The organism is Stutzerimonas chloritidismutans (assembly GCF_020783375.1).
GTDB lineage: Bacteria > Pseudomonadota > Gammaproteobacteria > Pseudomonadales > Pseudomonadaceae > Stutzerimonas > Stutzerimonas kunmingensis.
Genome location: NZ_CP086067.1, coordinates 2,265,995 through 2,287,600 on the forward strand (window position 1 = coordinate 2,265,995; position 21,606 = coordinate 2,287,600).

At 64.0% G+C, this 21,606-nt stretch carries 18 protein-coding genes; 6 read left to right on the forward strand and 12 right to left on the reverse strand.

The genetic code is table 11. The annotated features are described in order from the left end of the window. Positions 1-52 precede the first annotated feature (52 nt). The 5 genes from LLJ08_RS10480 to glgA are packed head-to-tail and all read right to left on the reverse strand — an operon-like array spanning position 53 to position 8,617. Positions 53-406, reverse strand: coding sequence for a DUF2934 domain-containing protein (locus tag LLJ08_RS10480; protein ID WP_023445371.1), 354 nt, complete (start codon positions 404-406; stop codon positions 53-55). After that, positions 403-3,213, reverse strand: a complete 2,811-nt coding sequence (locus LLJ08_RS10485; RefSeq protein ID WP_228206974.1) for a malto-oligosyltrehalose synthase — start codon at positions 3,211-3,213, stop codon at positions 403-405. Before LLJ08_RS10485 ends, LLJ08_RS10480 begins: the two co-directional genes overlap by 4 nt. After that, entirely contained in the window at positions 3,210-5,285 is a 2,076-nt protein-coding gene (malQ, locus tag LLJ08_RS10490) for a 4-alpha-glucanotransferase (RefSeq protein WP_228206975.1), read from the reverse strand. The genes LLJ08_RS10485 and malQ overlap by 4 nt, the downstream gene beginning before the upstream one ends. Beyond that, positions 5,282-7,054: a malto-oligosyltrehalose trehalohydrolase gene (gene treZ / locus LLJ08_RS10495; protein WP_228206976.1), complete on the reverse strand. Its 1,773-nt coding sequence runs from the start codon at positions 7,052-7,054 to the stop codon at positions 5,282-5,284. The genes malQ and treZ overlap by 4 nt, the downstream gene beginning before the upstream one ends. 12 nt (positions 7,055-7,066) lie before the next feature. Next, positions 7,067-8,617 (reverse strand): glycogen synthase GlgA, encoded by a 1,551-nt coding sequence (glgA, locus tag LLJ08_RS10500; RefSeq protein WP_041013780.1) that lies wholly within the window; start codon positions 8,615-8,617, stop codon positions 7,067-7,069. Positions 8,618-8,914: 297 nt separating this feature from the next. Between glgA and LLJ08_RS10505 the strand changes: the two genes are divergently transcribed. Further along, positions 8,915-9,421 carry a CinA family protein gene (locus LLJ08_RS10505; RefSeq protein WP_104097677.1) on the forward strand — a complete coding sequence of 169 codons (507 nt, stop codon included), beginning with the start codon at positions 8,915-8,917 and terminating at the stop codon, positions 9,419-9,421. Here the strand turns inward: LLJ08_RS10505 and LLJ08_RS10510 are convergent, their stop codons facing one another. Further along, positions 9,422-10,534, reverse strand: coding sequence for a mechanosensitive ion channel family protein (locus LLJ08_RS10510; RefSeq protein WP_228208926.1), 1,113 nt, complete (start codon positions 10,532-10,534; stop codon positions 9,422-9,424). It lies immediately after the preceding gene. Between the two features lie 204 nt (positions 10,535-10,738). Here LLJ08_RS10510 and LLJ08_RS10515 point away from each other — a divergent pair, with 204 nt between their 5' ends. Both LLJ08_RS10515 and LLJ08_RS10520 read left to right on the forward strand, forming a co-directional pair. After that, complete coding sequence (locus LLJ08_RS10515) at positions 10,739-11,269, forward strand: ferritin-like domain-containing protein (RefSeq protein WP_023445378.1); 531 nt, start codon at positions 10,739-10,741, stop codon at positions 11,267-11,269. A gap of 105 nt (positions 11,270-11,374) precedes the next feature. Continuing rightward, positions 11,375-11,659 (forward strand): DUF2061 domain-containing protein, encoded by a 285-nt coding sequence (locus LLJ08_RS10520; protein WP_104097675.1) that lies wholly within the window; start codon positions 11,375-11,377, stop codon positions 11,657-11,659. A gap of 7 nt (positions 11,660-11,666) precedes the next feature. Here the strand turns inward: LLJ08_RS10520 and LLJ08_RS10525 are convergent, their stop codons facing one another. Further along, complete coding sequence (locus LLJ08_RS10525) at positions 11,667-11,942, reverse strand: DUF1652 domain-containing protein (protein ID WP_014820219.1); 276 nt, start codon at positions 11,940-11,942, stop codon at positions 11,667-11,669. 276 nt (positions 11,943-12,218) lie between these two features. Here LLJ08_RS10525 and LLJ08_RS10530 point away from each other — a divergent pair, with 276 nt between their 5' ends. From LLJ08_RS10530 to LLJ08_RS10540, 3 genes are all read left to right on the forward strand, one after another. Beyond that, positions 12,219-12,515: a hypothetical protein gene (locus tag LLJ08_RS10530; RefSeq protein ID WP_014820220.1), complete on the forward strand. Its 297-nt coding sequence runs from the start codon at positions 12,219-12,221 to the stop codon at positions 12,513-12,515. A gap of 26 nt (positions 12,516-12,541) precedes the next feature. Beyond that, positions 12,542-15,106, forward strand: a complete 2,565-nt coding sequence (gene ligD / locus LLJ08_RS10535) for a DNA ligase D (RefSeq protein ID WP_228206977.1) — start codon at positions 12,542-12,544, stop codon at positions 15,104-15,106. A gap of 166 nt (positions 15,107-15,272) precedes the next feature. Further along, positions 15,273-16,301, forward strand: coding sequence for a hypothetical protein (locus tag LLJ08_RS10540; protein WP_179484163.1), 1,029 nt, complete (start codon positions 15,273-15,275; stop codon positions 16,299-16,301). A gap of 117 nt (positions 16,302-16,418) precedes the next feature. On the opposite strand, the gene LLJ08_RS10545 is transcribed toward LLJ08_RS10540, so the two are convergent. The 5 genes from LLJ08_RS10545 to LLJ08_RS10565 all read right to left on the reverse strand — a co-directional run bounded on the left by LLJ08_RS10545 (position 16,419) and on the right by LLJ08_RS10565 (position 21,604). Next, entirely contained in the window at positions 16,419-17,585 is a 1,167-nt protein-coding gene (locus tag LLJ08_RS10545) for a DUF1615 domain-containing protein (RefSeq protein ID WP_228206978.1), read from the reverse strand. Between the two features lie 175 nt (positions 17,586-17,760). Further along, positions 17,761-17,997, reverse strand: coding sequence for a DUF2790 domain-containing protein (locus LLJ08_RS10550; protein ID WP_041013788.1), 237 nt, complete (start codon positions 17,995-17,997; stop codon positions 17,761-17,763). Between the two features lie 283 nt (positions 17,998-18,280). Next, complete coding sequence (locus tag LLJ08_RS10555) at positions 18,281-19,216, reverse strand: LysR family transcriptional regulator (RefSeq protein WP_179484164.1); 936 nt, start codon at positions 19,214-19,216, stop codon at positions 18,281-18,283. 19 nt (positions 19,217-19,235) lie between these two features. Next, positions 19,236-20,708 carry an efflux transporter outer membrane subunit gene (locus LLJ08_RS10560; protein WP_228206979.1) on the reverse strand — a complete coding sequence of 491 codons (1,473 nt, stop codon included), beginning with the start codon at positions 20,706-20,708 and terminating at the stop codon, positions 19,236-19,238. Then, complete coding sequence (locus LLJ08_RS10565; protein WP_046619100.1) at positions 20,705-21,604, reverse strand: efflux RND transporter periplasmic adaptor subunit; 900 nt, start codon at positions 21,602-21,604, stop codon at positions 20,705-20,707. The genes LLJ08_RS10560 and LLJ08_RS10565 overlap by 4 nt, the downstream gene beginning before the upstream one ends. Positions 21,605-21,606 lie beyond the last annotated feature (2 nt).

Consider the following 21,606-nt stretch of genomic DNA (forward strand, 5'->3'; position numbering starts at 1 on the left):
GGCGCGGACGATCATTCGACCGATCCGACGCCGACAAGATGCCTGCCGCCGGTCAGCTTTCCTTCTTCGCGCGCGGGGTGCGTGTTTTCTTGATGGTTTCGGGTGTACCGGCCTTGGCATCGGTGCCAGCCTTGGGTGCGGCACGGCTCGCGCGGGGCTTGGCAGCTGGCGCGTCCTTCGAATCCTTCACGTCCTTGGCTTTGGTCTTGGCTTTTGGCGTGGCGTCGGTGGGTTTGGTAGCGGTCTTGCGTGGACGACTGGCGGGCTTGGCATCGGCAGCGCCGTATTCGGCCTCGACCAGCTTGCGCGCCATTGCCCAATGGCGCTCATCTTCCCCTTCCGGGCAACCCTCGGATTGCCAGATCTGATAAGCGAACTCGCGGATACGTTGCTCTTCTGAACTCATTGTTGGGATTCTCCATTTGCGGTCATAGACGTATGCAGGACGGCCACCGATAGTCCGTCCAGAACGCGCGCAACCTCTAGGCTGGCTTGTTGGGATGAGACTGTCGCTCCGTCGAAAAGTCGCTCGAATTCACTACCGTTTAGCGCCTCGGGCAGTGTGATCCGGGTGTCGCCCCAGCGCTGTGCCGGAATGCTCGGTACTCCACGATCCCCCAGCAGATCCGCTGCCAGCCGCGGTACGACGACTACCACCCACTCGCCTTCCAGCTCGCGGGCAAAGACCAGCAGTTGCTCGGCCTGCTCGCCAGAAACCGCTAGCGGCAGATAGCGGCCTTCGCTGAACAGCTGCGGGTGGCGTCGACGCAGCTGCAGTGTGCGGCGGATCACAGCTTGCTTGATGCGACCGTCGTGCCAGCTTTGCAGCAGCTCATCGAGCGAGGCCGCGCTGGCGAGGCTGTGCTGCCGTGCAGTGAAGTCCACCGGCCGCCGGTTGTCGGGATCGACCAGACTGAAGTCCCAGTACTCGGCACCCTGATAGAGGTCAGGCACGCCAGGGGTGGTCATGCGCAGCAGGCTTTGCACAAGGCTGTTCAACGCACCGGCAGGGGCCAGTTCGGCAGCGGCTGCAGCGATTTCGTCCCGTAATGGTGCACCTTTGTCGGTGAGTAGCAGGTACTCGACGTGCTGGCGGCAGGCGCTTTCGTAATCGCTGTTGGGGTCGCTCCAGGTGGTGCGCAGCTTGGCCTCGCGCAGGGCTTTCTCCTGCCATTGCAGGATGCGTGTGCAGTACTGCTCCATCGCAGCCTTGTCGTCGGCCCGCAGCTCCAGCGGCCAGCTGCCGAGCAGGATCTGGAACAGCATCAGCTCATCGCCGGGCGAGGGCGCCGCACCGTCGCCAAGCTGCTGGATGTGGCTGGCACTCATCTCGCGCCAGCGCCGCACCTTGCCGGCAAACCATTCGGCGCGCTCGCTGATCACAGCGATGCGCGCGCGGGTATCTTCGCCACGCTTATGGTCGTGGGTCGCGGTGGTCAGCATGTTGCGCGGGAAGTGCTCGGCGCGTTGCAGGCACTCGTCGTGGAATGCCTGCAATGGCGCGCTGAAGTGCTGTGGGTCGAAGCCGACATCGTTGCGCGACAGCAGAATGCCGGAGCGGTAGCAGGCGGTATCCTCCACGGCCTTTGCCGCAGCCGGTGAGGTCAGCTGCTGGAAGCGTGTGCAGGCGTAGCGACGAATCTTGCGCAGGCTACGCGGCAGTTGCCGCAGACTTTCACCGCCGAGCCAGCGCTGCAGATGCTCGAGCAACGGCCAGTCGGCTTCGCTCAAGGTCGTCTTCGCGCCGTCCAGCGCCTGCTGGAAGAACGGTTCATCGGCCTCGCGGCGGCCCGGCGCGGCAATGTAGGTGCGATACACCGGGAAGTGAATGATCAGCTCCAGCAGCGCGCGGCGAATCGCGCCGAGGGTGATGTCGCGGGTCATCACGTCGCCGCGGGCGACCTGCAAAAGCGACAGGGCGACGGTTTCGAAGTCGCCCGCCAGCGGGCCGGTCAGCACCAGCTGGCGAGCCTGGCGAGCCTCTTCCATAAAATCGGTGGTGCGTCCGCTGGTCTCGCTCCACAAGGAGCACAGAAGTGATTCGCCAGCCGGGTCATGTTGCAGCAGCGACACCTGATTCATGAATTCGTAACCGGTGGTGCCGTCCACGCCCCAGTCGTCATGCAGCCGCTCGCCACCGGCGAGAATCTTCTCGACGTAGATCGGCACGTGATCCTGCACCGCGTCCTGCGGGCGCCCGGCATTCAGCCGATCGACACGCCGGCGCAGGCGTCGGCAATAGCCGCGCGGATCGGCCAGGCCGTCGATATGGTCGATGCGCAGGCCGTCGACCAGGCCATCGCCGATCAGCTCGAAAATCTTGGCGTGGGTTTCCTCGAACACCACCGGACGTTCGACGCGCAGGCCGCCCAGCTCATTGATGTCGAAGAAGCGCCGCCAGTTGATGTCGTCACCCGCGGTCCGCCAGCTGGCCAGACGATAGTTCTGACGTTCCAGCAGGCTGTGCAGGCGGCGGAAGCCGTCATCTGCAGTGGAGTCGTAGCAATTGAGCGCCTGCTCCAGCGCCTGGCGGGTGCTGGCGTCCTGCAGCTGCTCGGCGAGCTCGGTACGTAGCAAACGAGCGGCCTGGTACGGCGCGGGCTCGGTCTTCAGGGCATCGAAGTGCTGCGCCAGGGTACGCAGCTGCGGATGATCGGCGGCACGCAACACCTCGCCGTAGCTCGGCGGGGTGATCGGAAAACGGTGCTCGTAATGCTCGGCGTACAGCGAGCCGTTATCAACGTCCAGGCGCAGCTTCACGGTGCCCTGCTGCAGCGCCTCGCCATAGTCGCTGCCAAGGAAGGGCACCAACAACTGGCCTTCGAGCAGGGGGTCCGGCGAATTCCATTCGATGTCGAAGAACTGCGCGTACGGGCTGCGGCGGCCCCACTCGAGTACGTCCAGCCACCAGGCGTTGCCCGAGCCACCGACCGCCATGTGGTTGGAGACGATATCGAGGATGAGCCCCATGCCCTTGCCGCGCAGGGCCTCCACCAGACGCTGCAACGCCGGTTCGCCGCCCAGTTCAGGGTTGATGCGGGTCGGGTCGATCACGTCGTAACCGTGCATGGAGCCGGGGCGGGCGGTCAGCAGGGGCGAGGCATAAATGTGGCTGATGCCGAGTTCCGCGAAGTAGTCGACCAGCGCAGTAGCGTCGTCGAGGGTGAAGTCGCGGTGAAACTGCAATCTCAGGGTTGCGGTTAGGTCTTTCATCGATGCGCAGCTCCACGATGGTTACGACGGGCCTGCGCAAAGGACGCCAGCCGACGGCTACTGGCCGGGCTGTCGAGCAATGTTGCACTGTCGCCGGGATAACGGCGACGCCAGTTGGGATGGGTTTCGACGATGCCGGGCATGTTGGTCTGTTCTTCCAGACCGAGCGCATCTTCCACCGGAACCAGCACCAGCGGCGCGGGGGTGTGCGCCAGGAAGCAAATGGCGGCATCGACCGCCTCCTCGGCGTTCAGCAGCACGTCCGGGTTCTTGCCGCTGTACTCACACAATGCGCGATTCAGCCCTGCGCGTTCTTTCTCACGCGCTTGCCACTGGGCATCACGGTCCGATTCGGGCACCTGGCCGACCTTGATGCGCCAGTCGATATCGTGACCGTGCCACCAGCCCGTCAGGGTCGGGATATCGTGAGTGGTACTGGTTGCCAGCGCCTGCGCCGGGTACTGGGCAGGGGTCTGGAAATGGCCGTCGTGCTGTTCGAAGAGCAGCACCCGCATACCGAGGATACCCCGTGCTGCGAGCACGTCACGCAGGCCGTGGGGAATGGTGCCGAGGTCTTCGCCGAGGATCACCGCCTGGTGGCGCCAGGCCTCGAGGCAGAGCAGGCGCAGCATGTCGTCGAAGGGGAAGTTGAGATACACGCCGCGCTTCGGGTCGGCACCGGCGGGTACAACCCAGAGACGCTTCAGGCCCAGCACGTGGTCGATACGCATGCCGCCGGCATGGGCGAGGTTGGCCCGCAGCATTTCGATATAGGCGCGGAAGCCGTTCTGCCGCAGGCCCCAGGGCGAGAAAGCGGAAATGCCCCAGTTCTGGCCATCGCGATTCATGATGTCCGGCGGCGCGCCAACACTCAGCGATGCCAACAGCTCGGCCTGGCGGCTCCAGGCCTGACTGCCGCCGCCATCGGCGCCGACGGCGAGGTCGGAAATCAACCCGATGCGCATACCGGCGCTGCGCGCGGCGACCTGGGCACGTTCTAGGCCGCGGGCCATCAACCACTGGCCAAAGGCGTGGTAACTCACCTCATCGGCATGTTCGCGGGCAAAGGCCTCAACGGCCGGGCTGGAGGGATCGCGGTATTCGCTTGGCCAGTCGTTCCAGTGCTGCGTGTGACCGTCTGCGTCCCGCAGATGAGTGTGCAGGGCTTCGAAGCGGCAGTGGTTTTCCAACGCCTCGCCACCGCTCGCGCGGAAGCTGTCGAAATCCACCTGCAGGGCGTTGCCGCCCTTGCTGAAGTCGTCGAACAGCTGCCGCAACAGGAGATGCCGCGATTGCGCCACGGCCGGCCAGTCGATCAGCTCCAGGCGCTCGAGCCGTTTCAATTCCTCGCCTAACCCGCAAGTCTCGATGGCTTGGCGCAACGGCCGCTCACCAAGGATCGACCCGGGCGCGGCGTGCAGCACATTGAAGAACAGCCGGCTCGACGGCGAGTAAGGACTGTACTGATCGATATGCGCGCCAAACATGGCATGCACCGGGCTGATTCCAAGCGCATCGGCTCCGTGGGCAGCAGCGTTGCTGACCAGCGCCTCCAGTGCCTGGGTGTCGCCCAGGCCACCATCGTCCGCGCGGCGCAGCCCGTATAACTGCACCGTCAGGCCCCAGGCGTCCGCCCCGGCGATTTCGGCGACTGTGGGGCAGGAGAGCGGGGCGATAGCCACCGTCAGCTGATACTTGTCGATGGTCAGCCGGTAGTAGCCGGGCGTGTCGATGGCTGGCAGGCGCGCCTGGCTGTCGAGCGTGCCCTGCTGAACACCGCCATCTTCTGCCTGCAACTCGAAACGACTGGTCGCCGGAAAGTAGGCGGAAAGGTCCAGTGCAGCGTGCTGATCGCAGGTCAGCAGCGGCGGCACGCCGCCGTGGTTGTTCTTGTGCGCGAGAATCTCGAGGCTGGCTTCGATATCTGCATCGGTTTCCGCCGCCAGCCCGAGGCAGGTCAGCACGTCGCGCAGTACGGCCGGCTCGACCCGTTGTTCGCGGTTGTCGGCATCGACCCAGTCGATGGAGAGCCCGGCGGCTTCCGCCAGGCGGATCAGGGATTCGTCGCTCATTTGGCTTTCTCCAGATACAGCTTGGCCATACGAGGCGGCAATTGGTCGGGCGTGGCATCCGCCGCACGGCTGGCGAACAGCAGCTGCGCTGCGCTAGACGAGGCGGGCAATGGAGCGGCTTGTTCGCCTACGTTCAGCTCAAGGCGCAGCTGACTGCCATCACCCAGCTGCCAGCGTGCAAGCACGGCGGCATCGCCCAGCACGCTGCAACCGAGGAAGGCGCTACCGGGCAGGCGCGGCACGATCTCGGCATGGCGGATGCTCAGCAGCTGGCGGTACAGCGCATGCCACTCGGCGTGCCCAGGTTGCGTTTGTGCACCGAAGTCCGGCCGCGACTGCTCGAACGTGGATACGGCGTTGGGATCGGGAATGCGCTCGCGGGTGGCTTCGTCGGCGAACTCGGAAAACTCGGCGAATTCGTTGCGGCGGCCTTCACGCACTGCATCGGCCAGCTCGCCGTGATGGCTGGTGAAGAACAGGAAAGGCTGTCGCGAGCCCCATTCCTCGCCCATGAACAGCAGCGGGACCATGGGGGAAAGCAGCAGGACGACGGTGGCAGCCCTGAGCGCGTCGGCATCGGCCAGCGTAACCAGGCGATCGCCAAAGGCGCGGTTGCCGGTCTGGTCATGGTTCTGCAGGAACAGCACGAACGAGGTCGGTGACAGGTGCGCGCTGGGCTCGCCACGGGATTCGCCACGGCGGTTGTTCTGCCCCTGATAGACGAAGCCTTCGCCAAGAAAGCGCGCCAGTTTGCTGGTCGCGTCCTGGTGATAGTCGGCGTAATAGCCCTGGCTTTCGTCGGTGAGCAGCGCATGCAGCACATTGTGGCCGTCATCGTTCCACTGCGCGGTGAAGCCCTGGGTCAGCAGGCTGGAGCGATTGTCCTCGTTCTCCAGCACCAGATGCACATGGCGACCGGGTTCCACGGTGGTGTGCACGCGCTCGGCCAGTTCGGTGAGGAAGCTGCGGTCGGGAATGGCATGCACGGCATCGAAGCGCAGCCCGTCGAAGCGGTAGTCCATCAGCCACATCAGCGCGTTGTCGATGAAGAAGTCGCGGACTTCGCGGCGGCGGAAATCGATGCCATCGCCCCAGGGCGTCTGCTGGTCGTGGCGAAAGAAGTGTTTGGCGTAGCGGCCGAGGTAATTGCCGTCCGGGCCGAAGTGGTTGTAGACCACATCGAGAAACACCATCAGGCCGAGGCCGTGGGCGGTATCGATCAGATGCTTGAGCTCTTCCGGACTGCCGTAGGCCGCTTCCGGCGCGTAGGGCAGAACGCCGTCGTAGCCCCAGTTGCGGTCGCCGGGAAACTCGGAGATCGGCATCAGTTCGATGGCCGTCACGCCGAGTTCGGCAAGCCCGGCGAGGTGCTTTTCCATCTCGGCGAAACCGCCATACAGACCGACATGGGTTTCGTACAGCACCGTCTCGTGCCAGGGGCGACCGAGCCAGCTGCTGTTGCGCCACAGATAGTTGTCATGGGTGTCGACCACCAGGCTCGGCGCATGCACGTCACCCGCCTGCGCCCGCGAGGCGGGGTCGGGCACATGCAGTTCGTCGTCGATGAGAAACCGGTAGAGCGTACCGGCCCCGTAAGGGGCATCGATGCTGTACCAGCCTTCTTCAGTGGCGGTCATCGGCAGCGTTTGTGCGCCTACAACGATCAGACTGACGTTTTGCGCATCGGGCGCCCAGAGTCGGAAGCGGGTGGTCCCGTCTTCCAGCAACTCTGGCCCGTGATGCCCGATATGGGCACGCTGCTTCTGCATTGAACGACCTCTTCAGATTAAAAGACGAACCTCGCGGCGCTCTCCGAGCAGTTTCCGGTACAGCGCGTCATAGGGCTCGATGGCGTGACGCCAGAAAAAGCCGGCCCCCATCGCCCGGCAACGCATGGCGGCCAGCAGCTGAGGATGCTGATGGATCGCCAGCGCCCGCTGGACGGCCTGCCGGTAGCTGCTGACATTGGATTCGTTGAACAGGAACCCGGTGATGCCGTCATCGATGGAGTCCGCCAGCCCGCCGGTGCGACGTGCGACCGGTAATGAGGCATAGCGTTGGGCATACATCTGGCTGAGGCCGCACGGCTCGTAGCGCGACGGCATCAGCAGAAAATCGCTACCGGCGAACAGGCGGCGCGCATCCGTTTCGTTGAAGCCGATGTGGGCCGCGACGCGGCCGGGGTACTGGGCGGCGAGCTGGCGAACCTGATGCTCGATCTGGTGATCGCCCTGGCCGAGTATCGCCAGCTGGCCGCCGCCTTCGACGATGGCATGGGCCACGTCGAGGGTCAGGTCGACACCCTTCTGGTGCACCAGGCGCGAGACCACGGCGAACAGCGGTGCATGGCAATGCTCGAGGCCGAACGAATCGCGGATATAGGCGGCATTGGCCTCTTTGCCTTCCCAGTTGCGTGCACTGAAACCCTTCACCAGATAGGGATCGCTTTCCGGCTCCCAGCTTTCGTCAATGCCGTTGAGCAGCCCACTGAGCAGTCCCTGCCGGGCTTTCATGCTGAGGAAGCCTTCCATGCCGCAGCCGAATTCCGGCGTGGTGATTTCCTCGGCGTAGGTAGCGCTCACCGTGGTCACGCGGTTGGCATAGGCGATCCCGGCCTTGAGCAGGGACAGCTTGCCGTAGAACTCCATGCGCTCCGGGTCGCAGGCCTCGGCGGGGATTCCCAGCAGGCGCCGCTGCGCCATGTCGATGTTGCCCTGGTAGGCGAGGTTATGAATGGTGAAGACGCTGGGCGTGTTCAACCCGCGCCAGTGCATGTAGGCGGGCGCCAGACCGGCTGGCCAGTCGTGGGCGTGCACCAGCTCGGGCGCCCAGCGAATGCAGGCCGTACCGGCGGCGATTTCCGCAGCGGCCAGTCCGAGGCGAGCGAAACGCACCGGATTGTCCGGCCAGTCGTTGCCATCGGCGTCACCGTATGGCGAGCCTTCGCGCTCATAGAGTTCCGGGCAGATCAGCACATAGATGATCAGGCCGTCGGGCATGTCCATCCGGCCGATGCGGCAGCCGGGAATCTCGGCATAGCCGCCCAGCGAGCCGACCGTGCGGATGGCGTGACCGCTGTTGATTACCTGCGAATAGCCGGGGATCAGCACGCGCACATCGTGGCGTGCGCCCAACGCCCGGGGCAGTGCTGCCGACACGTCGGCGAGCCCGCCGGTCTTGACCAGATCGGTCAGTTCGGAGGTGACGAACAGGATCTTGCGTTTGTCATCGTGGCTACTGCGAATCTGCAGGGCAGGGCGAGTAACCAGGGGTATGGCGGGTTGCGCCTTCGGTAGTCCGACAGGCAGGGCGTTCACAGCGGCAATACTCATCACGATCTCCCCAGAGCCCCGGCGTTCCAGGTGCCGGCGCCAGCTACGAGCATATTTCTCCTATGCAACGATCTGATGACCGTCACATACCATGAACACGACCAGGCTGAAATCTAGTTCGGAGCTGCCGCGAAGGCAGGTGGGGCTTCACTGGCCCTACCAGAAACCAGACCCGGCGTCGCGGTAGAAGTTCTTGAAAACCCGATCAACTACCACTGCCGGAACTCGCAACCAGCCAACTTGCTCCGAATACAGAGTCGTGAAGGCGTTGAACCTGGAATGGTCGGAGCAAAAAACATGCAAGAGATCGAACGAGTCGTTGACTTTCTGCAACGCGAGGAACTGACGCTGACCACCGCGGAGTCCTGTACCTGCGGTTTGATGGCTTCGCTGATGGGCGATATTCCGGGTTGCGGCCAGGTGCTCGACAGCGGCTTCGTGGTCTATTCACCCAAGGCAAAGAACCGCCTGCTCAAGGTGGACTTCGAAACCATCGAGCGATTCGGCCTGACCAGCGAGGAGGTCGCGCGCGAGATGGCTATCGGCGCGCTGAACGCCAGCGTCGCCACCCTTGCCGTGTCGAATACCGGTGTTGCGGACGATGACCAGGAGGATGAAGGCGGCACCCAGTGCTACGCCTATGCACTGATGCGGGGCGAGCGGCAGGTGGTGGTGAGCGAAACGGTGCAGTTCGATGGCGACCGGGTCGCGATTCGCAAGCAGGCCGCGCGACACGGACTCACCCAGCTACCGGTTAAATACGCCGAGTTGCTGAAGAAGCTGGAGGGACTCGAGGGCGACTAGTCACACCGGTGGCTGGCGCTCCGGTTCGACATGTTCGGGCTGCGATGTATCGACCCGCTGCTTGTGGCCGACGCTGAGGTCTGCGCGCAGTTGCGGCAGTGAGTGCGGGTATTGCCGCTGGATGAAGCTCAGCAGGCTTTCGCGAATGTGGCAGCGCAGGTCCCAGTTGCGCGACGAATCCGGCGAACTCACCAAGGCGCGCAGCTGAATGGATTTCTCGCTGGTGTCCGTGACCTGCAGGACGCAGACCCGACCATCCCACAGCTCGGGGACTTCCTTGCACAGCCGGCGCAGCTCCTCGCGCAGCGGCTCCAGTGGCAGCGAATAGTCGGCCCAGAGGAAAACTGTGCCGATCAGGCTGGAACCGCGACGGGTCCAGTTCTGAAACGGTTTCTCGATGAAGTGCTGCAACGGCACGATCAGCCGCCGGTCATCCCAGATCCGCACGACGACGTAGGTGCCGGTGATTTCCTCGATGCGACCCCATTCGTTCTCGACGATGACCACATCGTCCAGGCGGATCGGCTGGGTCATGGCGATCTGCACGCCGGCGATGAGGTTGGCCAGCACGGGCCGCGCGGCGAAGCCCACCGCCAGGCCCGCAAGGCCCGCCGAGGCAAGCAGGCTGGCACCGAACTGGCGGGCACCGGGAAAGGTCATCAGCATGGCCGCCGCGCCAATCAACAGCACAAAGAAGGTCAGGGTGCGTAGCAGCACACGTGATTGCGTCTGTATCTGGCGGGCGCGAAGGTTGTCGACCACATCCACCGGATTGCGCAGCTGAATGAACTGTTGCAGCCCACGCAGCGAGCGCATCACCAGCCAGGTGAGGGTGGCGATTATCAGCAGCGTGGTGACATGCCGTGCCGCGTCGATGAAATGCAGATCGTTCGGCGCAGACGTCCACACGCCCTGCACCCCTATCAGTGGCAACAGTAGCCGGACGGGCTTTTCCAGTTGCTCGGACAGCTCCCGGGTAAACAGGAAGGCTCGCGCCAGGCGCAGCGTCAGGGCCGTCAGCAGCCGGCCGAAGAGACTCAGGACCAACGCCACGAACAGCGCCGCGGCTATGGTGCGCAATGCCGGCTGGCTGATGTAGTGATCCCACTGCAGGAGAAAGGCTGGAAATTCGATAGCGGGCGTTCCGGTTGGCCAGAGGTCTGGGGCAGAGACAGACAGCCGGCGGCGAAAGTTCAGGGCGTGCAGCCGAGAGGTGCGCCGGACGGGTGGGCGGAACTCCTATGGGCGGGATGTTTCACAAATTCCAAGCGGGTTGCAGAGCACGACCCGATTTTCTGACCCGATTGGAGTTGAACCATGCAGAGTGCACAGACCGGCAATGACGTCCGTACCGAACGCCTGATCGAATGGCTGCGCGATGCGCACGCGATGGAGGCGCAGGCCGAAACCATGCTGAACAAGCAGGCCAGCCGCATCGAGCACTACCCCGAACTCAAGGCGCGGATCGAACAGCACATCACCGAAACCCAGAACCAGGCCAAGCTGATCGAAGGCTGCCTGCAGCGCTATGACAAGTCCTACTCCGGCCTCAAGGACCTGGGCGGCAAGATGATGGCGATGGGGCAGGCCATGGGCGGCATGATGGTCAACGACGAGATCGTCAAGGGCGCGCAGATGGGCTACGTGTTCGAGAACCTCGAGATCGCCTCCTACAAGATCCTCATCGCCGCCGCCGAAGCGGTGGGTGACATGCAGACCAAGGAAGTGTGCGAGCGCATCCTGGTGGAGGAGGTGGCCATGGCCGACTGGCTACGCGACCACCTGGCCGAGCTGACCCAGGCCTATCTCACTCGTGCGGCCGAGCCGCATGTCGAGGCCAAGCGCTGAGCGACTAGCCCGGGCGCCCGGCTGCCGCTGGCCGGGTGCATTACCCCTCCAACTTATTAGCCATGCCGTGACCACTCGCCGTCGCGCGCCTGGTGGAAGCTAGCAATGAGACAACGCCCGCTACTCAAGACCTTGACCTTCGCTGTGCTGCATTTCGCGACAGCGTTCATCGTCGTCTATGCCCTCACCGGGAGCCTGTTGATCGGCGGGGCGGTCGCGCTGATCGAGCCGCTGTGCAACACCCTGGTATTCTATCTCCATGAACGCGCCTGGCAACGCTTCGGTCGCCAGAAGGCCACCCACAGCCACAGCTATGGCCACGACGTATTCCTGAAATACATGGCACGCGGCCAGACCGCCAGCGGCCGGATCGTCCGCACGCCTCGCTAAGCGAGGCTCATTCGACGTGACTGAGCTGTTTGCCTTCGGCGGGCAGCGAGCTACGCGTGACGCACATTTCAATGCGCAGTTCCTGCGCCAGACGCACCAGATTGGCGGCATCGCGGCACTGATCGTAGGAAATGCCGAGAACGGTCAGTTCTTCGTCTGGCGATTCCTGAAAGAGGCGCACGCGGAGTGAGTTGTCGGAATCGTCGCGGCATTCGCACTGGAATGGGCGAAGGTAGGTGTGCAGGATCGCTTCGATCTTGAACAGCGGAAGACGCGTATTCATAAATCCTCCCTATGTAGGAAGGTGACTTGAGCGCAGTAAAGCGATCGCTGCGCACCCCTGGTTTTCCCGACGTCATTCAACCGTAGCAGTGCTTGTCCGGTTGTAAATGCGGCGATCTGTCCACCCGGCGGATTAAGTCCGGCAACTGCTCTACATGGCAGTTTCCGGCCAGTGCCGCTTGTCGGAACCCGTCGGACGGCTCGATCTGTCCCTGCTGAACTTCATACCAGTAGGGGATGACCAAATTAAGTACGTCGTCCTTAGCGGAGAACCGAGATGAAGAAAACGATGCTCACGGCAATCCTGAGCGGCCTGGTTGCGCTACCGGCCATGGCCCAGTTTCCCGCTGGTACTCCGCGGGACGACACCGGTTCGCGCCCCAGCACCATGGGTAATCCGACGCCGCAGGAGGAAGTCGAAACCCGCCAGGACGATCAGGGACGCACCGTGACCGAAGATGGCCGGCTGGTGGCGCCGCAGCCGGGAAGCGAGGAAAAATCCACTGACCCGAACCGGCATTCGATGCCCGGCGGGGCTGACGACAGTTCCACCGACGCTGGCAAGCTCGAGTAATCGCGGGACATTGCGGGAGGTCAGCCATGGCGCTCGACGAATACCAGCGCATGCGCGATTTTGCCGCCACTCCCGAGCCGTCGGGTAAGGCGCGCGGCAGGTCACGCAAGGTCCAGAGCCTGCAGTACTGCATCCAGAAACACGACGCCACGCGGTTGCATTACGACTTTCGCCTGGAGCTGGATGGCACGCTGAAGAGCTGGGCGATCCCCAAGGGCCCCAGCCTTGACCCGAGCGTTCGCCGGCTGGCAGTGCATGTGGAGGATCACCCGCTGGAATATGCCACGTTCGAGGGCTCCATTCCGGCCGGGCATTACGGCGCGGGCGATGTGATCGTCTGGGATCGCGGCGTGTGGATACCGCAGGGTGATCCGCAGGAGGGCTATCGCAAGGGCAAGCTCAAGTTCAGCCTCGAGGGCGAAAAACTCGCCGGCAGCTGGAATCTGGTGCGAACGCACATGGATGGCAAGAAGGAGCAGTGGTTCCTGATCAAGTCCCGTGACGAGGCCGCGCGCGAGGAGGGTGAGTACGACGTCGTCACCGCCGAGCCGAACAGCGTGCTCAGCGATCGCACGCTGGTCCCACGCAAACGCGGGCCGGCCAAGGCTCGCGTTGCGGAATCGCCGGCCAAGCCAGTCAAGGCGCCGGCAAGAAAGCGAGCGTCACGCAAGAAGAGCGACGCGGTAAAGCTGGAAGGGGCGGTCCCGGCCGAATTGCCGGAGACCTTCAAGCCGCAGCTGGCGACGCTGGTGGACGCCGTGCCGAGCGGCGACTGGCGCTACGAGATCAAGTTCGACGGCTACCGCATGCTCGCCCGTATCGACGCCGGCAAGGTCGCGCTGTTCACCCGCAACGGCCATGACTGGACGGCGAAGATGCCGCAGCAGGCGGCCGCGCTTGCCGGACTCGGGCTTGAATCCGGCTGGCTCGACGGCGAAGTGGTGGTGCCGAACGAGGAGGGCGCTCCGGACTTCCAGGCATTGCAGAACGCGTTCGAAGCCGGACGCAGTGGAAGCATTCTCTATTACCTGTTCGACGTGCCCTATCTGAACGGCATGGACCTGCGCGATGTGCCGCTGGAACAGCGTCGCGCGGCGTTGCGTGAAGTGCTGGAAGGCAGCGACAGCGAATTGCTGCGTTTCTCCGACGATTTCACCGAGCAGCCGGACAGCATTCTGGAAAGCGCCTGCCAGATGAAGCTCGAAGGCCTGATCGGCAAGCGAGCGGGCAGCTCCTATACCTCCAGGCGCAGCAGCAGCTGGGTCAAGATCAAGTGCAGCAACCGGCAGGAATTCATCATCGTCGGCTACACCGAGCCCAAGGGCACGCGCACCGGGTTCGGCGCGTTGTTACTTGGGCTGCATGACGACAGTGGAAAGCTGCTCTATGCAGGCAAGGTCGGCACGGGCTTCAATCAGGCCACGCTGAAAAGCCTGCACAAGCAATTGAAGAAGCTGGAAACCGACAAAAGCCCTTTGGCCAAGGCGGCACCTGTTGCCGATGTGCGCGGCGCGCAATGGCTCAAACCCGAACTGATGTGCGAAGTTGCCTACGCGGAGATGACCCGCCAAGGCGTGGTCCGCCATTCGGTGTTCCATGGCCTGCGCTCGGACAAACCCGCCGACGCCATTACCCGTGAGCGGGCCAAGCCCGCCAGTCGTAGCAGCAAAGCCGAGCAGCGGCAGACAGACGCTATCGGCAGCGGCCGGATCAAAATCTCCAGTCCCGAGCGGATCATCGACCCCAGCAGCGGGATCACCAAGATTGAACTGGCCCGCTTCTACGCGCAGATCGCGCCCTGGGCCCTGCCGCAGCTGCGAGCGCGCCCGCTGGCCCTGGTGCGCGCCCCGGAGGGCATCACCGGCGAGCTGTTCTTCCAGAAGCACGCCGACAAATTGGCCATCCCGCACATCACCCAACTCGACCCGGCGCTAGACCCGAAGCACGGTGCGTTACTGGTGATCGACAGCGCCGAAGCGCTGGTCGGCGCCGCGCAGATGGGCACCATCGAGCTGCACTGCTGGAACGCGGTAGCGCCCGAACTGGAGCATCCGGATCGCTTCGTGCTCGACCTCGACCCGGACCCGGCGCTGCCCTGGAAGAGCATGCTCGAAGCCACTCAGCTGACCCAGACGCTGCTGGACGAGATTGGCCTGACCTCGTTCCTCAAGACCAGCGGGGGCAAAGGCATCCACATCGTCGTACCGCTCGATCCGGTACACGGCTGGAATGAGGTGAAGGCCTTCAGTCAGGCCATCGCCAAGTACCTGGCAAAGCTGCTGCCGTCGCATTTTTCCGCCGTAAGCGGGCCGAAGAACCGGGTTGGACGCATCTTCATCGACTACCTGCGCAACAGCCGTGGCGCCAGTACGGTCGCCCCATATTCGGTGCGTGCCCGCGAGGGCCTGCCGGTCTCCGTGCCGATCCACCGCGAAGAACTGGCGGACCTCAAGGGCGCCAATCTCTGGACCGTACGCAATCTGCTGGAGCGCCTGCAGGAACTGGGCGACGACGATCCCTGGGCGGATATGACGCGGGTCAGGCAGACCATCACCGCGCAGATGCGCGAACGTCTGGGCATGCCGGCTTAAGTCGCCGTCCGTCTAAACGCTAGTCGGTCTACACCGATAGGGCGATAGGCGGATGGCACCACCGGGCAAACAATCGGCACGTTCAGGGGAGCGGTAATGGTGAGGGAGGCGCCAGACAAAGCCAGCATGCTGTCGGCCAACAACAATATTCAAAGGAGTGCCCCGCATGTTCGCGCATAAACCGCTTATCGCCTGTTTCCTGCTCGGCTCGTTGCCAGGCTTGGCCTCGGCACAGGCCGTAACCACCCAGACCGGAAACGATAACGAGGTCATCCTCGAGCAGCGTGGGGGCTCGAATTCGGCCTTATTGCTGCAGCAAGGGGATGCGAACTTCTCGCGAGTAGAGCAGGGCGGCGGCGAAACCTCGCTACAGCCCACGCAGTTGGAGCTCCTCCAATGGGGGATGGGCAACCAGGCGACGGTGTATCAGGCAAGCGATTATAACTTCGGGCATTCGGCGGCGGTCGTACAGCTGGGAGATGAGAATGTCGCCGAAGTCGTGCAGGCCGACGGTAACGGCTCCCAAGCGACCATCCACCAGCAGGGCGCACGCAACATCCATCGGGTCCAGCAGCTGTTCTATGCCAACGGGCTGGAAAGTCGCACATTCGGCACGAACAATCTCACCGAAGTCACTCAGACCGGTGCTGCGACCGCTACTACCCAGCAGATCGGCAGCGACAACCGGATCACCATCGACCAGAACGTGTTCGCCTATGGCGGGGGAGTCACCGTTGATCAGGACGGCGCCTTCAACGAGGCCGCGGTTACCCAGGTGGGTGGCCGTTACTACACGGGCGAGGTCAACCTGACGCAGGTCGGCAGCGCTAACAGTGCGCAAGTGGTGCAATGGGCGGGGTTCAGCAACCTCACCTTTAGCCAGGATGGAATCGGTAACGAGCTGACGGCGAGGCAGGGCACGCGCACCGGAACGATTCGCGGGAGCTCGGCCGGCAACGGCAACCGCGTCAACATTGACCAGAGTTTCGACGGCCCGGTGCTCGACATCGCGCAGAACGGTTCAGCCAACGAGATCGATGTGGTGCAACATGCCGCCTATGGCACGGCTTCGATCAGCCAGACCGGCGATGCCAATGTCGCTGTGCTCAATCAACTGACGGAATTCGCCGCGCCGCCGAGCGCCGCCATCATCCAGAACGGCACTGGCAACAGCACGTCCATCACCCAGCACTGAGCCGCGCTACGTTCTCAATGGTCGGTTGCCGTAGCGCTCGTTATGCGCGCTACGGCCTGGGCCAGTGACAACTTCAGTGTGGTGCCATGCAGCGATCGCCGGCCATGCAGGCTCTCACTAGTTGCGGGCGCGCTTCATGCACGCGAGGTGGCGGTCATTGACCCGGTTGGCGAACCAGGCGGTAGTCAGGTTGCGGGTGATCTTCGGGCTTTCCAGCCGGATTCCCGGCAGCACCGCCCGAGGCATCGGCTTACCCGCGCGCTTTTCGGCCAGTGCGAAAACCTTTTCATAGAGGTCGGTTTTCTCGAAACCATGGGTGTCACCGCGCTCCAGTGCGTTGCGAATCGCCGTATCGCTCATTTCCAGCTTGCCTGCCAGCGCGCGAACTGCACGCTCGGTCTGGCCGGCCTTGCTGCTGCCGTGAATGATCAGGTCGCCGTCGAGGGCCAGCTTGATGCCACAGGCACGGCTCACCGCGGCCTGAAACGCGGCGTTGCGACTGGCGTACCAGCCGGCATTGAAGTCGGCAAAGCGGTACAGCGGTTCGCGATAGCTGGTCGGATAGTCGAGCAGGTGGGCAATGCCGAAATACATGCCACCGCGGCGCGTGAAGACTTCGTCGCGGATCGAGCCTTCCCGTTCATAGGGGTAGGTCCATCTGCGGTCTTCGGCAAAGGCGATGCTGACCTGCATCGGGCCGCCGGTCTTGACCGGGTTGAGCGTGCCGAACAACTGCTTGCCGAGCGGCATGATGTCGAGGAAGTCATCGAAGATCGCACTCAACTGCTCTTCGGTGCGCACGGCCGCGAGACGCTGGCTATAGGTCTTGCCGTTGGGCGACTTCACGTCCAGCGCCGCATCCACCACGAACCGCGGGACGTGCAGGCGGCCGGCACGACGGTAGATTTCCTCTCGTGCGATCTTCGCCAGGCCGGGCACGGGCGGGGTCGCCTGGAATGTCGATTCCTGCACCGTCACGGCCAGGACCGAGCAGATGTTCTCATCGTTCGGCGGGATATCCAGCGCATCGAAGGCTGTGTAGATGTCCTGAGCCCAGCCCTGACGATCGGGAATGTTGGCGGGGATCAGGCGAGCGATCCTGGCCCGGACTTCTTCCGGCTTGGGCGCCGGAGTCGTCGGCTGCTGGGTTCCACAACCGGCAAGACCGAGCAACGCCACTGCGACGATTGCCGTCAGGAGCGAGTGGCGAACTGGTCGGGTAGCGAAAGGCCGGCCGGATGGGTCCGGGCACGCTGTGCGGCAGGTTGAAAGCGGAATGGTCATGCGGTCCTGAATGTGATGGGTACCTTGGGCTCGGACCGTAAAACAGCCGAAACCGTTCTGGCTCTTTCAGAAACCGCTTTTCTAAACCGTTTGGCGCGCTCGCCGAACACAAGCGTGCACCACGTTGTGACACGCCGTCATCGGCGTACGCCTAAACGCACCGGCCCGCGCCGCCCTAGAAATCGTGGCAGTCAGGCCCTTGGCGCAGGTACGTCGTTTCGTGGGTTTCGCCCTTGGAGTCCACATAGGTCATCCGGGCCGTCACGACCTCGCAGCCGCCGGCAGGTACCTCCATGGATATGACCTTGGCGATGTCGAGTTTGTCGCCATATTGATAGGCCTTGGGTTCATCGGCGGCATACGCCAACTGGGCACTGAGGGCCAGGCCGGCAATCCAGATCAGTTTGTTCACAGATAACCTCCAGAGCGCCTGCTCGCCCAGATCGTTGTGACGGCGAGGGCAGGCATTTCTTTGCATGCAGCGCCCGCAGGATGGCAGGCGTCGGGAAATAAACGAGGCTGCCACGAGGGAAAGCAGCCAAAAGGTGGCAGGACGGCCGATCGAAGGAGCACTCGACCGAAGAAGGAGCGGACTGCTTCTAGCGTCCGTTGCCACCCGTGGATTTTAGTGGGCGACCAGAAGGGGAAAAACCGCGCCAGCGGTGAAGCACCTTTACCCGCCGCGCAACAATCGTTCAGGCCCAATGCGCCGGGTTCTGCAGGATGCCGTGATAGCTGGCGAATGCGCGTGGCAGCTCCAGGGCGAGAAAGTCGACCCAGGTCTTGATCTTCGCGTCGAGAAACCGCCGGGACGGGTAGAGCGCGTGGATCTGCTTTTCCTGCAGGCGATAGCGGGGCAACAGGCGCAGCAGTGCTCCGCGCTGCAGGGCCGGAGCAGCGACATAGTCGGGCAGCAGGCAGATACCCATGCCGGCTTCTGCTGCGCTGGCCATGGCCTCAGCAACGTTGACCTTGAACGCTTCGCCAGGGCGAATCACGTCCTCGATACCATCTGCGAAGAAGCGCCATTCATCTGCGAATACCGGGTCTGCCAAGCGCAGACAGCGGTGCCGCTGCAGGTCGCTCGGCCGCCGCGGCACGCCATGCTGCTCGAGATAACCGGGCGCCGCGCAGACAACGTTGCCAACCTCGCCCAGCCGCTGGGCGATCAGCTCCGAATCAGGCAGCTCGCGGGAAAGCGTGATGATGACGTCGAGGCCCGCTTCCAGCAGGTCGGGCTGATGTTGCGAAAGGGTCAGGTCGAGGCTGACGTCGGGATAGCGCTCACCGTATCTACCCGCCAGTCCCGCCAGCAGCTGGATGCCCAGACCGGTCGTAGAGTGCACCCGCAGGCGCCCGCGCGGAGTCAGATGCGCCCCGCAGGCTTCTTCCTGCGCCTGCTCCAGTTGCGCCAGGATCTCGCGCGATCGTTCGAGAAAACGCGCACCGACCTCGGTCAGCGCCAGACGCCGCGTGGTGCGGTTGAGCAGGCGCGCGTGGAGGTGGTTCTCCAGCTCAGCCACCAGACGGGAAACCTGCGCGGTGGACGTGTCGGCCAGCTTCGCCGCGGCGGTGAAGCTGCCGGCGTCGACTACCCGGACGAATACCCGCATCGCTTGCAGCATGTCCATCGAGTAAGGCCTCTCTGGGTTATTGGCCAGGCACGCCCGGCGATGGATTTTCAGCGTGCGCCGATGCGGTTTGCGTGCCTTGCCAGCCGCCGCCCAGCGTGAGGAACAGGTTCACCTGGTCTTGCGACAGTTGGGCTTGGGACGCCGCCAGGGCGGCTTCGGCCGTTGCGAGGGTGCGCTCGGCGTCGAGGCTGTCGAGATAGGCCAGTCGTCCTTCCTGGTACAACCGGCGCGTGTGGTCCGCGGCGTCTCGCGCGGCATCGCGCGCTTCGCGCAGCGCTTGGTCACGATGCAGGTCGTGAGCGTAGTGCGTGAGCAGGGTCTGGGTTTCCCGCAGTGCGTCGAGCACAACTCCGTCGAAGCGGGCGAGGGCGGCAGCGGCTCCGGCCTCGGTGGCGCGAACGCGCGCGCGATCAACCCGGGTCGGAAAATGCCAGCTGATCGACGGGCCGAATTCCCAGCGACGGGTTACCGGATTACCGAGGTGTTCGAGCATTCCGGTGTAACCGGCCGCAGCGCCGAGACTGACCTGCGGATACATCATCGCCGTGGCGACGCCGATCTGTGCCGTAGCGGAGGCGAGTGCGCGCTCGGCCGCACGGATGTCCGGGCGGCGCTTGAGCAGGGCGGTGCCATCACCCAACGGAATCGCCTGGCGCAGCTGCGGTGCGTGACTGCAGGCGGTAACCGTCTCGGGAAGGGCTCCGGGCGTGCGGCCGAGCAGGGCGGCGAGCTGATACAACGCGGCCGCCTTCTTCGCTTCGAATGGCGGCAGCTCGGCACGCAGAGCCTCCAGCTGGGCGTGGGCGCGAGACACATCGACTTCGTTGCCACGACCGCCCTCGAACAGGCGCTCGGCGACATCCAGCTGTTGCTGCTGAATCGCCAGTGAATGCTCCGCTATCGTCAGCTCCTCGCTGGCATGACAGGCTGTCATGTAGCTGCGTACCACCCCGGCCACTGCAGTTATGCGGGCCGTGTCGAGCAGCGCCGCACTGGCGTCCGCATCGGCCCCCGCAGCTTCCGCGGCGCGATGCAGCTGACCGAACAGATCGAGCTGGTAACCAATGCTGAGGCCGGCGTCGGCGAGGTTCATCACTGGAAGTTTTTCCTCCAGGGCCAGGGCTTCGCTGGACAGCTGGCCGCGTGCAGCCGAGCCGTTGCCGCCGACCACGACCTCCTGCGCGTGGTGCGCCATCTGGAAGCCTTCATAGGCGCGACGCAGGTTGTGATACGCCTGGCGCACGTCGGCATTGCCGATCAGGGCTTCACTCACCAGCCGATCGAGCGTCGGGTCGTCATAGAGCTGCCACCAGTCGTCCGGCAGCGGCGCCTGTTCGACCCGCTCGTTGCCGGCCAGATCGAAGGGTTTCTGTGCAGCAGCCTGCAAGGCCAGGGCTTGGTCTGGCACGCGGTAGTCCGGGCCCACCGCGCTGCATGCGGCGAGCAGCGCAGTAAGAGCGAACGGCAGTGCGTATGCCGCGCGGCTCATTGGCTGACCGTCGCCGATGTGTCGCGCGACCACGGCAGCACGGACAGCGTCGCCGTACGGCCAACCACCAGGCGGATGTCGCTCTGCTGGCCGTCGTCCAGCACAACGCGAACCGGAATTCGCTGCGCCAGGCGCACCCAGTTGAAGCTCGGGTCGATATTGGGCAGCAGCGAATTGCCGCGCACACGGTCGCGATCCTCGATGCCTGCGGCGATGCTCTGCACATGGCCACGCAGATGCTGCGCTTCGCCCATGATGTGGATGTCCACCGGCTGCCCGATCTCGATGGCGTGCAGCTTGGTTTCTTCGAAGTAGCCTTCGACGCGCAGTGAATCGGTATCGACGATCGACAGTACCGGCGTACCGGTTTTCACGTAATCGCCCACGCGCATCGTCTGGTCGCCGAGATAGCCATCCACCGGGCTGAGCACGGTGGTGCGTTCGAGATCTAGACGCGCCACGCCGAGGGCGGCCTCAGCCGTGGCCAGGGCGGCAGCGGCGCGCTTGACCTGGGTGTCGCCGATTTCCACGGTTTCCGCAGCGATCAGGTCTTTCAGCACCCGATTACGTCTGGCTTCGCGTTGCGCCTGGTCCAGCTGCGCGCGGCGTTCGAGCACTGTGGCGCGTGCTTCGTCGACCGCCAGTTCGAAGCGTGCCCGATCGATCACGAACAGCACCTGGCCGCGGCTGACCTTCTGGTTGTCGCGCACGTGCAGTTCGGTCACCAGCCCGGACACATCCGGTGCGACCTGAATGATGTCGGCGTGCACGTGGCCGTCGCGGGTCCAGGGTGCCTCCATGTAGTAGTCCCACAGGTGCAGGCTGACGACGACGGCGATGACAACCGCCAGCAGTGTCAGCAGCACCGAGCCGGCGGCGGGTATCCATTTCTTCACGA

Excerpts from the sequence above, each read along its gene's own strand:
- LLJ08_RS10480 (WP_023445371.1), bottom strand. The coding sequence starts at position 406 with ATGAGTTCAGAAGAGCAACGTATCCGCGAGTTCGCTTATCAGATCTGG.
- LLJ08_RS10485 (WP_228206974.1), bottom strand. The coding sequence starts at position 3,213 with ATGAAAGACCTAACCGCAACCCTGAGATTGCAGTTTCACCGCGACTTC.
- malQ (WP_228206975.1), bottom strand. The coding sequence starts at position 5,285 with ATGAGCGACGAATCCCTGATCCGCCTGGCGGAAGCCGCCGGGCTCTCC.
- treZ (WP_228206976.1), bottom strand. The coding sequence starts at position 7,054 with ATGCAGAAGCAGCGTGCCCATATCGGGCATCACGGGCCAGAGTTGCTG.
- glgA (WP_041013780.1), bottom strand. The coding sequence starts at position 8,617 with ATGAGTATTGCCGCTGTGAACGCCCTGCCTGTCGGACTACCGAAGGCG.
- LLJ08_RS10505 (WP_104097677.1), top strand. The coding sequence starts at position 8,915 with ATGCAAGAGATCGAACGAGTCGTTGACTTTCTGCAACGCGAGGAACTG.
- LLJ08_RS10515 (WP_023445378.1), top strand. The coding sequence starts at position 10,739 with ATGCAGAGTGCACAGACCGGCAATGACGTCCGTACCGAACGCCTGATC.
- LLJ08_RS10520 (WP_104097675.1), top strand. The coding sequence starts at position 11,375 with ATGAGACAACGCCCGCTACTCAAGACCTTGACCTTCGCTGTGCTGCAT.
- LLJ08_RS10525 (WP_014820219.1), bottom strand. The coding sequence starts at position 11,942 with ATGAATACGCGTCTTCCGCTGTTCAAGATCGAAGCGATCCTGCACACC.
- LLJ08_RS10530 (WP_014820220.1), top strand. The coding sequence starts at position 12,219 with ATGAAGAAAACGATGCTCACGGCAATCCTGAGCGGCCTGGTTGCGCTA.
- ligD (WP_228206977.1), top strand. The coding sequence starts at position 12,542 with ATGGCGCTCGACGAATACCAGCGCATGCGCGATTTTGCCGCCACTCCC.
- LLJ08_RS10540 (WP_179484163.1), top strand. The coding sequence starts at position 15,273 with ATGTTCGCGCATAAACCGCTTATCGCCTGTTTCCTGCTCGGCTCGTTG.
- LLJ08_RS10545 (WP_228206978.1), bottom strand. The coding sequence starts at position 17,585 with ATGACCATTCCGCTTTCAACCTGCCGCACAGCGTGCCCGGACCCATCC.
- LLJ08_RS10555 (WP_179484164.1), bottom strand. The coding sequence starts at position 19,216 with ATGGACATGCTGCAAGCGATGCGGGTATTCGTCCGGGTAGTCGACGCC.
- LLJ08_RS10560 (WP_228206979.1), bottom strand. The coding sequence starts at position 20,708 with ATGAGCCGCGCGGCATACGCACTGCCGTTCGCTCTTACTGCGCTGCTC.